Source organism: Thermoflexus sp., assembly GCF_034432235.1.
GTDB lineage: Bacteria > Chloroflexota > Anaerolineae > Thermoflexales > Thermoflexaceae > Thermoflexus.
Genome location: NZ_DAOUCJ010000051.1, coordinates 1 through 13,446 on the forward strand (window position 1 = coordinate 1; position 13,446 = coordinate 13,446).

The window sequence follows — 13,446 nt, forward strand, 5'->3', positions numbered from 1 at the left end:
CGGAGGAGCGGGCGGGGGCGCGGGAGGTGCTAAGGGCGGCGGCGCTGACCTACGTGGCCGCCCTGGCCCAGGCCCTCTCCACCCTGGCCTACTACGCCTTCCTCGCCATGGGCATGCGGCGTTCGGAGGAATAATCGATGGACGAGCCCTCCGATTCCCGAACGCTATGGCACACGCTTCCAGTGGAGGAATGCTTCCGCCAGCTAAGCGCGGAGCCGGCGGGCCTGAGCCGTGCCGAGGCGGCCCGCCGGCTCCAGGAGTGGGGTCCCAATGAGCTGGAGCCGCCCCGGCGGATCTCGCCCCTGACCATCCTCCTCGCCCAGTTCCGGAACGTCCTGGTGCTGATCCTCCTGGCCGCTACCGCCCTCTCGATCCTCCTGGGCCACGGGACGGAAGCGGTGGTCATTATGATCATCGTGCTCTTCTCCGTCCTGCTGGGTTTCCTCCAGGAATACCGGGCGGAGCGAGCCCTGGAGGCGCTTCGACGAATGGCCGCCCCGATGGCCACGGTGCTCCGGGAAGGGACTGAGGAACGGATCCCCGCCCGGGAGCTGGTGCCCGGGGACCTGGTCATCCTCCACGCGGGAGATCGCGTGCCGGCGGACCTGCGGTTGATCGAGGCCGTCAACCTCCAGATCGACGAAGCCGTCCTGACCGGCGAGTCGGTCCCGGTGGAGAAGCACACAGCGGCGATCCCGGACCCCGACCTCCCGTTGGGGGACCGAAGGAACATGGCCTACGCCGGGACGGTGGTGACGTATGGGCGGGGTCGGGGCCTCGTGGTCGCCACCGGGATGCGCACGGAGTTCGGGGCCATCGCCCGCATGCTTCAAACCATCGAGGAGGAACGGACGCCGCTTCAGGAGAACCTGGATCGGTTGGGGAAGGCCCTGGCCCGGGCGGCCCTGGGGGTGGTCGCCCTGATCGTGGCCCTCGGCTTGCTGCGCGGCCGGCCCTGGCTCGAGATGCTGATCTTCGGCCTGGCCCTGGCCGTAGCCGTGGTCCCCGAAGCCCTGCCGGCGGTGGTCACCATCTCCCTGGCCCTGGGGGTGCAGCGGATGGTCCGGCGCAACGCCCTGATCCGCCGGCTGCCGGCGGTGGAGACCCTGGGGAGCACGGATATCATCTGCACGGATAAGACCGGGACCCTCACCCGGAACGAGATGACGGTGCGCCGCCTCTTCGTCTGCGGGCAGTTCTGGGAGGTCACCGGGAGCGGGTATGAGCCCTCCGGGGAGTTCCAGCGAAATGGACAGCCGGCGGAGCCGTCGGAGGCCGTGCGCCGGTTGCTCCGGGCGGCCGCGCTGGCCTCGGACGCTCGACTTCATCGGGAACCCGATGGCCGCTGGCGAGGGCAGGGAGATCCCACGGAGCTGGCCCTCCTGATGGCGGCGCTGAAGGCCGGGCTGCAGCCGGAGGCGCTGAACGGCCGCTACCCGCGCGTGCACGAGATCCCGTTCACCTCGGAGCGCAAGCGGATGACCACCCTGCATCAGGGCCCGGAGGGCCTGTTCGCCGCCTCCAAGGGGGCCCCTGAGGTGATCCTGGAAAGCTGTCGCTTTCTCCTGACCGACGAGGGCGAGCGTCCCCTCACCCCGGCGGAGCGGGAGCGGATCCTGGAGGCGGCCCGGACGATGGCCGGGGAGGCGCTGCGGGTGCTGGCCGTGGCGGACAAGGCGTCCGCCCGCCTCGAGGACGCGGAGGAAGGGATGACCTTCCTGGGCCTGGTGGGGATGATCGACCCGCCGCGTCCGGAGGCGAAAGCGGCCATCCAGGTCTGCCGGGAGGCCGGCATCCGGGTGGTGATGATCACCGGGGATCACCCGCTGACCGCCCGGGCCATCGCCCGGGAGCTGGGCCTGCTGCGGAACGGCCGGGTGATCACCGGGGCGGAGCTGGACGCCATGAGCGATGAGGAATTCGAACAGCAGGTGGAGGAGATCGATGTCTACGCCCGGGTGTCGCCGGCCCACAAGTTCCGGGTGGTCACCGCCCTCCAGAAGAAAGGCCACATCGTGGCCATGACCGGGGATGGGGTGAACGATGCCCCGGCTTTGAAGAAGGCGGATATCGGCATCGCGATGGGGATCACCGGCACGGACGTCTCCAAAGAGGCCGCGGCGATGGTGCTGCTGGACGACAACTTCGCTTCCATCGTGGCGGCGGTGGAAGAAGGCCGGGCGATCTTCTCCAACATCAAGAAATACCTGATGTATCTGCTCTCCTCCAATGTGGGGGAGATCCTCCTGATGGCCATGGCCTCCCTGGCCGGGCTCCCCCCGCCCCTCAGCGCGGCCCAGATCCTGTATGTGAACCTGGCCACCGACGGCCTGCCCGCGCTGGCCCTCTCGGTGGATCCGCCGGAGCCGGACCTGATGCGCCGGCCGCCCCGCAACCCCCGGGCCGGCCTCTTCACCCGGCCGGTGATCCTGCTGATGCTGGCCGGAGGCCTGTGGTCCGCCCTGGTCAACCTCTCCCTGTTCGCCTGGGCCCTCTCCTCCGGTCGGAGCCTGGCGGAGGCCATGACCATGGCTTTCGTGTCCCTGGTGCTGATCCAGTTTTTCAAGGCGTATAACTTCCGGTCGGACCGCCACTCGGTCCTGCGGCAGCCCTTCGCCAACCGCTGGCTGAACCGGGCGATCCTGTGGGAAGCCGCGATGTTGCTGTTGCTCCTCTACGTGCCTTTCCTGCGGGATCTGTTCGGGATCTACAGCCTGCCGTGGATCGACTGGGCGATCGTCCTCGCGGCGGCCGCCACGGTGGTGCCGGTGCTGGAGCTGGTGAAATGGATCGAGCGCCGCGGGCTGCTGGGGGCGATCGATGGCTGATCGCGGATTCTCTATGGAACGGGGGAGGGATGGAAGGGATCCGAACGTTCATCGAGTCGGTGATGGCCGAGCTGGGGTATGGCGGGATCTTCCTGGCCGCCGTGGTCGAGGTGGTTTTCCCGCCCCTGCCCTCGGATCTCCTCATCCCGGCAGCGGGCGTGGCCACCGCCGGGGGCATCCTGAGACCGGAGGGCGTGGTCCTGGCCGCCACAGGGGGAACGGTGGCGGGCGCCCTGATCCTTTACGCCCTGGGACGGGGGGCGGGCGAGCCCGTCGCTCGCCGATGGATCCGCCGATATGGGCGCTGGATTGGGATCCGGGAGGCCGAGATGGATCGTTCCCTCCGGCTGTTCCGGCGCTACGGGGCGCCCCTCCTCCTTTTTGCCCATCTGATCCCCGGGCTCCGCAGCGGGATCGCTATCCCGGCCGGAATGAGCGGGATGCCCCTCCTCCCCTTCAGCGGGTGGACCGCGCTGGGCGCGGCCATGCGGGCCACGTTGCAGACCGCAGCGGGCATGCTCCTCGTTTTGCACCCGCTCCTTCTCCTTTCGATCCTTTTCCTCATTGGGGCGATAATCCCCATGGGGCTGGCCATAAGGGCACTGGCCCGCCGGAGGCCAGGCGATCGCCCACCCGGTTTATGAGGTAGAGGTAGATGTCCTGTGCGCCGGCTGCAGGGTATACTACAGGTTAACCCCGGAGGGCATTGTGCTTCTGACGGCGATCGCCAGATATGGCAAGGGCTTCCTGAGGAGGGGGAATAAATATGGAATACGATCCGGCTCGAGATTTGCTTTACAGCTGGTTTGGCGCTCCCGGGGAGAAGGCAGCCCGGACGGAGATCGTGGTTCCGGGTGTGTATGCTGATTTCAGCCGCGATGGAAAATCGATAGAGATCGAGGTATTGGATGCTTCAGAGATGTTGGGAGATCAGGTCCAATTTGAGGTGGTCCTGGCAACACCATCTGTTGAAGCAACCACCGAACCCTCTTGATCGGCGAAGCCGTGATGTGATACGCAACATCTGAACTTGAATGGATGAGGCGAACCCATGGAGTTCCCGCTCTGGGCCTGGATCCTCTTCCACCTGATCGTTGCCATCATGCTGGCCCTGGACCTCGGGGTGTTCCACCGGAACGCCCATGAGGTGAAGCTCAAAGAGGCGATGATCTGGAGCGTGGTCTGGATCGCCGTGGCCCTGGCCTTCAACGCCGTGATCCTGCTGGCCTGGGGCCATGAGCCCGCGCTTCACTTTCTCACCGCCTACTTGGTGGAGAAATCCCTCAGCGCTGATAACCTCTTCGTCTTCGCGGTGATCTTCGCCTACTTCGGCATCCCCTCGGTGTATCAGCACCGGGTGCTCTTCTGGGGGATCCTGGGGGCAGTTCTGATGCGGGCCGCCTTCATCTTCGCCGGCGTCCAGCTGCTGAAGGCCTTCCACCCGGCCATCTATCTCTTCGGCGCCTTCCTGGTCTACACGGGGATCCGGCTGGCCCTGCGCAGCGAAGAGGAGGAAGTGCGCCCGGAGCGCAACCCCGTCCTCCGCCTGGCCCGCCGTTTCCTGCCCATCACCCCCGCTCTCCACGGCCAGCGCTTCCTGATCCGGCAGGGACGCCGGTGGATGGCCACGCCGCTGCTGTTGACCCTGCTGGTGGTGGAGAGCACCGATCTCATGTTCGCCCTGGATTCCGTGCCGGCCGTGCTGGCCATCACCCCCGAGCTGTTCATCGCTTACACCTCGAACATCTTCGCCATCCTGGGGCTGCGGGCCCTTTACTTCGTCCTGGCCAGCCTGATTCAGCGCTTGCGCTACCTCCATTACGGGCTCTCGGTGATCCTCAGCTACATCGGCGCCAAGATGCTGCTCTCGGATTTCCTCCACATCCCGCCGGCCCTCTCGCTGGCCATCGTCCTGACGACCCTCCTGATCAGCGGGCTGGCTTCGTGGATCGCGGAACGACGGGAGAAAACCCATCCGCTCATCCATCGGTGAGACCGATGGCGCATCAGCTCAGCCTGTTCGACTTCCGACCCCGATCGGAGCTCACCCCAGAGACCCCCCTCGCCCAGGCCCGGGAGGCCTTCGCCGAGCACCTGAAGGCCGGGGATTACTCCCGGCACACCGTGTATTTCTTCACCCACGACCTCCGCCTGCTGGGACAGTGCCTGGGGGAAGAGCGTCCGATAGGGGCGATCGGGCTGCGGGATCTCCAGGATTTCGTGGACTGGCTTCGCCACCGGCGCGGGGTTCCGTGCACGCCCAAATCCCTGCGGCGGCGCATCACCGCCGTGAAGGCGTTCTTCCGATGGCTGCATGAGGACCTCGGCGTCCTGCCGATGAATCCCGCGGAGCGCCTGGTCTATCCGGAGGCCGTCGAGCCTCTCCCCGAGGTGCTGACCCCGGAGCAGATCCGGGCCGCTCGCGAAGCCGCCGAGGGATTTCGTCAGGAAGGGGATGCCCGTCCCCTCACATTGCTCACCCTCATGCTCCACACCGGCTTGAAGAAAAGCGAGGTGGCCGCCCTGCGCCGGGATCACTTCGATCTGCAGGAGCCGGCTGTGTGGATCCGCTACGCCCAACCCCGCTATCGCCACAAAGAGCGCAAGCTGCCGCTCCCGCCGGAGTGGCCCGAGCTGTTCCGGGAATATCTGGGCCAGTATGGCATCGAGGACCGCGTTTTCCCCTGGACGCCCCGGAATTTAGAATATGTGCTGGAAGACGTGGCCCGACGGGCCGGCCTCGCTCATCTCTCTTTTGAGACCCTTCGATGGACGTGCGCGATGCAGGATTTCCTCCAGGGGATGGATCCGGAAACCCTGCGCCGGAAGCTGGGCCTCTCCGAGATCCAGTGGCGAGATGTCTTCCGACGCCTGCAGGCCCTGGCCGGGCGCTCCGGAACGCGCTAAGGGCCCCTCGGTTTCCTCTTCCCTGTGCTGCTCCTGCTTCTCGGCGCTCAAGCCCCCGCTGCAGCCCGGGAGCCTCCTCCCTTCTCTCCTCCTTTTCCCCCCACCCTCCACCCGGCGCTGGCCAAACGCCTGCTCCAGGCCCGCCCCGATGAACGGATTCCGATCCTGATCCAGATGGAAGGGCCCTCCCCCGGGGAGATCGCGGCGATGGAGAAGGATCGCCGGCCGCTCCCCGAGCGGCGGGCCCGCCTGGTCGCTCGCCTGCGCGCCCGCGCGGAAGCCGCCCAGGCCCTCCTCCTGCAGCGCCTTCAAGAAGCCGCGCGGCGCAGCGAGGTCGAGGCCATCCGCCCCCTCTGGCTCTCCAACCAGATCGCCGTCCGGGCCGCTCCCCGGGAGATCCTCGCCCTGAGCCAGGCGCCCGGCATCCGCCGCATCCGGGAGGATCGCCTCCGGCGATGGATCGAGTCTCCGCCAGCGGCGGAGCCGGAAGATCCCCTCTCCACCCCGTGGAATCTCACGATGATCCATGCCCTCGAAGCCTGGGCCGCCTTCGGGATCACCGGGACCGGCGTGGTGGTGGCGAACATCGACACCGGGGTGGACTGGCAGCACCCGGCTCTGCAACGGGCGTATCGGGGTTACGATCCCCGGGGGTTTCACCGCCATGCCGGCAACTGGTTCGATGCCACCGGCATGGGCGCGGTCTACCCCGTGGATGGCAACGGCCATGGCACCCACACCATGGGCCTGATGGTCGGCGAGGGCGTCGGGGTGGCCCCCGGTTCCCGCTGGATCGCCGCCCGGGCCTTCGACGCCCAGGGCTATGCCCTGGACTCCTGGATCCACGCCGCCTTCGAGTGGATCCTGGCTCCGGAGGGGAACCCCGCCCTGGCCCCTGATATCCTCAACAACTCATGGGGGAATCCGAACGGCTGGGACACCACGTTCTCGGAGGATCTAACAGCCCTGCAGGCCGCCGGGATCTTCGCGGTGTTCAGCGCGGGGAACAGCGGGCCCGGCCCCGGCTCCGTCGCCTCCCCGGCCAGCCTCCCCGGAGCCTTCGCGGTCGGCGCCGTGGACGCGGAGGCACAGGTCGCGTGGTTCTCCAGCCGGGGTCCCTCCCCATGGGGGGAGATCCGTCCCCACGGGGTGGCCCCCGGCGTCCACGTGCGCTCCACGCTGCCCGGGGGAGCTTACGGCGCGCTCAGCGGCACCTCGATGGCCGCCCCTCACGTCGCGGGCATCGCGGCCCTGCTGAAATCCGCACGGCCGGAGCTTTCCCCCATGCAGATCGCCGAGATCCTGACGCGCACCGCCACACCCCTGACGATCACGATCCCCAACAACGACAGCGGGTGGGGCCTGGCGAACGCCATGGAAGCCCTCAGCGCGGCCGTGGAAAGCGGCGTCCTGGAGGGGACGGTGCAGGATAGGAGCGGCGCCCCCATCGCCGGAGCCGCCCTGACCGCGGTTTCCCGGGATGGAACGCTCCGGGTCTCCCGGGAGAGCGACGCCCAGGGCCGTTATCGCTTCTTCCTGCGGGCGAACACTTACGATCTCACCGTGGCCGCGTTCGGCTACACAACCCGACAGGCCTTCGGGATCCTCATCACGACGGGGACCACCCGGACGCTGGATTTCCGGCTGGATCCGCTGCCCCGGGGGTCTCTGATCGTGCAGGCGACCGATGAGCAGGGAGGGCCGGTCCTTTCCCCAACCCTGACCCTCATCGGGACGCCGGTTTCCCTCACCCAGCCGGGCTTCCCGTTCACCCTCTCCGTTCCGGCGGGCAGCTACACACTGCGCCTGCGGGCCCTGGGCCATCGCGTGGTGAGCGCCACCGTCGAGGTGCAGGCCGGCGTGACGGCTTCCCTGACGCTCACCATGCCCCGTATGCCCCGGGTCCTGCTGGTCGATTCGGGGGCCTGGTATAACGAATCCGCCATCACCTTCTACCGTCAGGCCCTGGATGCGGCCGCCTGGTCTTACGATGAATACCGGGTGGTTGATCCGCCGGCCCCGCCGCCCACTTCCACCCTGCTGGCTTACGATGCGGTGGTGTGGTCCTCACCCCTCGATTCACCGGGCTACATCGGGGCGGACCGAGCGCTGGCCCTCTTCCTGCGGCGGGGCGGGCGCCTGATGGTGAGCGGCCAGGATGTCGCCTTCTGGGACGATGGAGGGAACGGGTTTTTCTATGCGCCGTATCTGCGAGAGCTCCTGGGGACCCGGTATGTCCGGGATTCCACCGGGATCTTCACGGTCACCGGGGCGCTGGACGGACCCTTTGCCGGAATCCAGGCCGCGATCCGCGGGGAGGGAGGCGCCGGGAATCAGATCGCCCCCGACGAGATCGCTCCCGCCGATCCCCAGGTGGACCAACCCCTGGATTACCTGAGCGATGGAGGAGCGGCGACGGCGGTGGGGCTCTGCCGGCCCTATCGCGGGATGGTCTTCGCCTTCGGGCTCGAAGGGATCCCGGATCGCTGGATCCGCGGGGAGCTCCTGGAGCGGGCCCTCCAGGCCCTCCAGGCGCCTCCGCGGCCCTGGGGCCTGCGGTGGGATCCTTCCCTCACGGAGCGGGTGGTTCCGACCGCCACCCAGGCGATCTTCACTACCACCCTTCAGAACCTGAGCGAGGTCGCCACCGATACGATCCCGCTTCAGCTCGAAGGGGGCAGCTGGCCGGTGGCCGTCACACCGACCACGATCGCCCTGGGACCATGCGCCCGGGAGACGATCACGCTGACGGTGACGGTTCCCGAGGGGCTGCCCCGGGATGCCGGGTCGGTCATCACCCTCACGGCCCGCTCGACCCTCTCCTCTTCCCTGGCCGTTCCGGCGATCTGGCGTTTGAAGACCCCGGCTCATCTTCTGCTGGTCGAGGACGATCGATGGTTCGATGTCAGCGAACCCTATCGTCGAGCGCTGTCGGCTTCCGGGCCTTCCTTCGATCGCTGGCGGGTCACCGGGCTTCACGGGATGGGCTCCCCATCAGAAGCCGACCTTGCCCGCTATGAGGGGGTGATCTGGTTCACCGGCTATGACTGGTTCGATCCGCTGTCCGAAGAAGAGGAAACGCGGCTGCTTCGCTTCCTGCAGCGCGGAGGGCGCCTGGCGCTCTTCTCCCAGGACTATCTGTATACGCTGCTGACGTATGAGCGACCCTGGACGTTCGCCCATGCGCTGGGGGTGCGCGCCCACGAGGAGGGGCTCACCGCCACCCTCGGGCTCCCCAGTCCCCTCTCCCCCATCGGCCGGGGATTCCCCCGCTGGACCATCCAGCTGCCTTACACCAACTGGACCGACGCGCTGGAGCCGACCGCGGACGCGACGCCGGTCTGGCGCGGGGAGCATGGCCGGCCGATCGCGGTGATCCGTTCGGAAGGCCTCGGGCGGGTCTTTTTCTCCACCCTGGGCCTGGAAGGCCTGCCGGAGCCGTTGCAGGCGGAGGCCATGCGCCGCATCCTTTCGGATCTCGGCCCTTTGGGGCGAACCGCCATGCAGGTGGAATCCCGGGAAGGCCGGTGGGCCATCACCGTGTCCGTGGACGTCCGATCCCCTGGAGAATCCACCCCCGTCACCGTCTCCCTTCAATTGACGGTCCCGACCACCTGGACGATCCGGGCGCCGGAGAGCTCGCCAGAGTGGGCCTTCGATCCGACGCTGCCGGGCTGGCGGGGGATCATCCCCGCGCCCCGGATCCTGACCGCCGCGATGGCCCTGGAGGGGCCTCCGGGCTGGGTCCCCCTGATCCTGGACGGGACGGATGGGGCCTGGCCGTTGCGATGGGTCGAGCCGGTGAATCTGGGGGTTCCGGTCCCCTCCCTCTTCCCGGGGATCTGGAGCCCGAATGCGCCCTCGGGAGTTCCCCTCATGGCCCCCTGGGAGGTGCGCAACCCGGGTGCGCTTTCCCTCCCGCTGGCGCTCACGGCCACGTTCCCGCTGTCATGGCGGGATACGGCTTTCACCGCAACCCTGGGGATCGCTCGACAGCCTTTCCCGGGGGTGGGAACATGGGCCGGGGTTCTGCCGGCGGGGGAAACCCTGCACTGGATCGGCACAGGGAGCCCGCGAACCCTGAGGGATGAGCGGGATCGCCTGACCCTGCGGGCGGAGGATGCATTCGGGGGAGTTTATGAAGTGGAAGGATGGGTCTGGACGCGGCCATGGCGGGTGTATCTGCCCCTCACCGCGCGGGCGCCGCCCGGACCATAAAAAGAGAGAAGCGGGAGGGATTCTCGGACCTAACCTCCCGGCCCCCTTCCCTACGAGGGAAGGGGGAGCTTAAATCCCCCCTCCCCGCCTCGGGGAGCGAAGCCGTCCGATCTCACCGCTTTTCGTTCGCAGATCTCCCCCCAGAGTGCCTCTTATTTCCGGGAGCCGGGCCATAATAATAAGGGAGCCAGCCCCCGGTGAACGGAGGATGGACCCCGACTCCGAATCGGGAGGCGGATACCGATGAGCGAGACCATGCGGGCCGTGATCAAAGCGGCGCCGGAGCCGGGCCTGACCCTGGCCCGCTGCCCGATCCCCGCCCCCGGCCCCGGGGAGATCCTGGTGAAGGTGAAGGCCGCCTCCATCTGCGGGACCGATCTCCACATCTACCGCTGGGATCCATGGGCCCAGGGACGGATCCGCCCGCCCCTGATCATCGGCCACGAGTTCTGCGGGGAGGTGGTGGAGCGGGGGCCGGAGGTCGACGGGATCCGCGTCGGGGATTTCATCTCCGCCGAAAGCCACGTGATCTGCGGCCGCTGCGACATGTGTCGCACCGGAAAAGGGCATCTCTGCCGCAACACCCGCATCCTGGGGGTGGATCGTGACGGCGCCTTCGCGGACTTCATCGTCATCCCCGCGGAGAACGCCTGGGTCAATCCCCCGGATCTCCCCCTCGAAGTGGCCGTCCTCTTGGAGAACTTCGGCAACGCTGTGCACACCGCCTTCGCCGTGGATCTGCGGGCGCGCAAGGTGCTGGTGACCGGCTGCGGGCCGGTGGGCCTGATGACCATCGCGGTGGCCCGCGCGATCGGCGCCCGGATGGTCATCGCCACCGATATCAGCCCCTATCGCCTGGAGCTGGCCCGGCGGATGGGGGCCGACCACGTCCTCAACCCGCGGGAGGTTAACGTCGTGGAGGCGATCCGGGATCTGGCCGGCGGGGAGGTGGACGTGCTGCTGGAGATGTCCGGCGCCCCCTCCGCCATTCGGGAGGGCTTCGCGGTGCTCAAGCCAGGAGGCCAGGCTGCCCTGCTGGGCCTCCCGCCGGGCCCCATCGAATTCGACCTCTCGAACCTGGTGATCTTCAAAGGCGCGACCGTCCACGGCATCGTCGGGCGACGCCTGTGGGAGACCTGGTATGAGATCCGGGGGCTGCTCAACTCCGGCGCCGTCGATCTGCGCCCCGTGGTCACCCATCGCTTCCGCCTGGAGGAGTTCGATCAGGCCTTCGCGACCATGGCCAGCGGCCAGAGCGGGAAGGTGATGCTGATCCCATAACGTTCGCAGGAGGTTCGACGATGACGGTGCAACCGACAACCGCTGATAAGCTGTCGTGGATCCGGGAGGAGCTCCAGGCCCTGCAGGAACAGGGCCTCTACATCCACATCCGCACCATCCAGTCCGCCCAGGGCCCATGGCTGATCGTAGATGGCCGGCGGGTGCTGAACTTCTGCTCCAACAACTACCTCGGGCTGGCCAACCATCCGCGCATGCGGGAAGCCGCCCGCCAGGCCATTGAGAAATACGGCGTGGGCCCCGCCGCCGTGCGCACCATCGCCGGCACCCTGGACCTCCATTTGATCCTGGAGGAGAAGCTGGCGCGCTTCAAGGGCGTGGAGGCGGCCATCTCCTTCCAGTCGGGCTTTAACGCTAACCTGGCCACGATCCCGGCCCTGGTGGGGGAGGGCGATGCCATTTTCTCCGACGAGCTCAACCACGCCAGCATCATCGATGGCTGCCGCCTCTCCCGCGCCCGCATCATCCGCTACGCCCACAACGATCCCGGCGACCTGGAGGCGAAGATCCGGGAGCACCTGGGGAGCTTCCGGCGGGGCCTGATCGTCACCGACGGTGTCTTCTCTATGGACGGCGACATCGCCCCCCTGCCGGAGATCGTGGAGATCGCGGAGCGCTACCATCTGATGCTGATGGTCGACGACGCCCATGGGGAAGGCGTCCTGGGCCGGGGCGGCCGGGGGATCGTGGATCACTTCGGGCTCCACGGCCGGGTGGACATCGAGGTGGGGACCCTCTCGAAGGCCTTCGGGGTGGTGGGCGGCTATGTGGCCGGGCGCCGGGAGATCGTGGAATGGCTGCGCCAGCGTGGCCGTCCCTTCCTGTTCTCCAGCGCCATGACCGCCGCCGACACCGCCGCCTGCATCGCCGCCGTGGAGATCCTGGAGGAATCCACCGAGCTGGTGGACCGGCTGTGGGAGAACACCCGTTACTTCAAGGAGGAAATGCGCCGCCTGGGCTTCGATCTGGGCGCGAGCGTGACCCCCATCACGCCGGTGATGCTGGGGGATGCCCATCTGGCCCAGACCTTCAGCCGCCGCCTGTTTGAGGAGGGCGTCTTCGCCCAGGCCATCGGCTACCCCACGGTGCCCCGGGGCAAGGCCCGCATCCGGGTGATGATCTCCGCCGCCCACCGCCGGGAGGACCTGGATCGGGGGCTGGAGGCCTTCGCCAAAGTGGGGCGGGAGCTGGGGGTGATCCGTTAACCCATGGAGGGGGCGGTGAAACCGTCGCGTATCCCGCCCCCACCGTTTTGGGCTTTCCCGGGTAGCTCATGATGAACAGGAGGTGATCCACACGAACGGAGGGGGAAGATGCGGCGGTCGGGCGGGATGGATCGACCCCTCTTCCTGATCGAGGATCCGACCCGGGGCCCCCTTCTGGCTCAGGCCCTCGCCGCCACCCTTGGGGAGCCGGTTCGCCCTCTGCACCCTTCCCAAACGATCCCCGCCATCCCCGGCGATTTCTTGATCGCCGCCGAACGGCCCGGCCGATGCGGCCTGGAGCTGGGCGGGAAGCTGCTCCAGAGCGCCGCCGGCCATCGCGTCCTGCTCTGGAGCCCTTCCCCGTCCGATCTCTATCTGCGGGTTGCCCGCCTCCTCGGGTTCGCCGGATATCTGGACTGCGCGGCCTCCTGGGCGGAGAACCTCCGCTGGCTGCAGGCCTTCCGCGCAGGGCAGGAGGCGTGGCCCCCTGACCTGCGCGCTCGGGCGGATCGCTTTGAGGCCGCTATCGGAGATCTCCTCCGCAAGCTGCGGCCAGAGGAGGCCGGGCGGCTCGCCGACTTGGCCCGTCCCCTGCCCTGGAAGATGCGAGCCGCCCGCTGGGGGATGAGCCGGGAGGGCGCTCGACGGGCCGCGCAGCGGCTGGAGGAGAAGTTCATGGTCGAGGGATCAGAGGCTGTCGTGGCCCCGGCATGGGCCTGGGGGCTGCTGAAGGCCACCCCCGAAGGGCCCGTCCCGGCGCCCGCCCTGCTCCTGGCCCTGGAGGCTCTTTCCCATTCTTAATTGAGGCAATCCCACAGGCCCTGACCCACAATCTCCATCTGAACTCGGTGGAAGGGGGCGCCTTCAAAAGTGGAGGGCTCATTGATCCCCCAATGCCGTAAGCATTAAGCATGCAGAATGCCATCATCCCAACCGGTGGTTCCCGCTTTGCCGACATCACCGATCCCTGGGGCGTAAACATACCACCG

Annotated in this window: 10 protein-coding genes; all 10 read left to right on the forward strand. The window is 67.9% G+C overall.

What is annotated here, in order from left to right; translation table 11 throughout:
• Positions 1–134 (forward strand): zinc metallopeptidase (locus VAE54_RS14575; RefSeq protein WP_416223780.1); only part of this gene is annotated, 134 nt, incomplete at its 5' end.
• 3 nt (positions 135–137) lie between these two features.
• Positions 138–2,828: a cation-translocating P-type ATPase gene (locus VAE54_RS06130; protein WP_322801063.1), complete on the forward strand. Its 2,691-nt coding sequence runs from the start codon at positions 138–140 to the stop codon at positions 2,826–2,828.
• Positions 2,829–2,857: 29 nt separating this feature from the next.
• Positions 2,858–3,472, forward strand: a complete 615-nt coding sequence (locus tag VAE54_RS06135; protein WP_322801064.1) for a DedA family protein — start codon at positions 2,858–2,860, stop codon at positions 3,470–3,472.
• A gap of 122 nt (positions 3,473–3,594) precedes the next feature.
• Complete coding sequence (locus VAE54_RS06140; protein WP_322801065.1) at positions 3,595–3,822, forward strand: DUF2283 domain-containing protein; 228 nt, start codon at positions 3,595–3,597, stop codon at positions 3,820–3,822.
• Positions 3,823–3,879: 57 nt separating this feature from the next.
• Positions 3,880–4,821, forward strand: coding sequence for a TerC family protein (locus VAE54_RS06145; RefSeq protein WP_322801066.1), 942 nt, complete (start codon positions 3,880–3,882; stop codon positions 4,819–4,821).
• A gap of 5 nt (positions 4,822–4,826) precedes the next feature.
• On the forward strand, positions 4,827–5,735 hold the full coding sequence (locus tag VAE54_RS06150; RefSeq protein ID WP_322801067.1) for a tyrosine-type recombinase/integrase: 909 nt from the start codon (positions 4,827–4,829) through the stop codon (positions 5,733–5,735).
• A gap of 207 nt (positions 5,736–5,942) precedes the next feature.
• Entirely contained in the window at positions 5,943–9,953 is a 4,011-nt protein-coding gene (locus VAE54_RS06155; RefSeq protein ID WP_322801068.1) for a S8 family serine peptidase, read from the forward strand.
• A gap of 243 nt (positions 9,954–10,196) precedes the next feature.
• A complete protein-coding gene (gene tdh / locus VAE54_RS06160) occupies positions 10,197–11,234 on the forward strand; it encodes an L-threonine 3-dehydrogenase (protein WP_322801069.1) in 1,038 nt (345 codons plus the stop codon).
• 20 nt (positions 11,235–11,254) lie between these two features.
• Positions 11,255–12,457, forward strand: a complete 1,203-nt coding sequence (locus VAE54_RS06165; RefSeq protein ID WP_322801070.1) for a glycine C-acetyltransferase — start codon at positions 11,255–11,257, stop codon at positions 12,455–12,457.
• 108 nt (positions 12,458–12,565) lie between these two features.
• Positions 12,566–13,258 (forward strand): hypothetical protein, encoded by a 693-nt coding sequence (locus VAE54_RS06170; protein WP_322801071.1) that lies wholly within the window; start codon positions 12,566–12,568, stop codon positions 13,256–13,258.
• The last annotated feature ends 188 nt before the right edge of the window (positions 13,259–13,446 follow it).

Bases quoted from the DNA above. Each gene is read 5' to 3' on its own strand.
- VAE54_RS06130 (WP_322801063.1), top strand. From the start codon at position 138: ATGGACGAGCCCTCCGATTCCCGAACGCTATGGCACACGCTTCCAGTG.
- VAE54_RS06150 (WP_322801067.1), top strand. From the start codon at position 4,827: ATGGCGCATCAGCTCAGCCTGTTCGACTTCCGACCCCGATCGGAGCTC.
- VAE54_RS06155 (WP_322801068.1), top strand. From the start codon at position 5,943: ATGGAGAAGGATCGCCGGCCGCTCCCCGAGCGGCGGGCCCGCCTGGTC.
- VAE54_RS06135 (WP_322801064.1), top strand. From the start codon at position 2,858: ATGGAAGGGATCCGAACGTTCATCGAGTCGGTGATGGCCGAGCTGGGG.
- VAE54_RS06145 (WP_322801066.1), top strand. From the start codon at position 3,880: ATGGAGTTCCCGCTCTGGGCCTGGATCCTCTTCCACCTGATCGTTGCC.
- VAE54_RS06140 (WP_322801065.1), top strand. From the start codon at position 3,595: ATGGAATACGATCCGGCTCGAGATTTGCTTTACAGCTGGTTTGGCGCT.
- VAE54_RS06170 (WP_322801071.1), top strand. From the start codon at position 12,566: ATGCGGCGGTCGGGCGGGATGGATCGACCCCTCTTCCTGATCGAGGAT.
- tdh (WP_322801069.1), top strand. From the start codon at position 10,197: ATGAGCGAGACCATGCGGGCCGTGATCAAAGCGGCGCCGGAGCCGGGC.
- VAE54_RS06165 (WP_322801070.1), top strand. From the start codon at position 11,255: ATGACGGTGCAACCGACAACCGCTGATAAGCTGTCGTGGATCCGGGAG.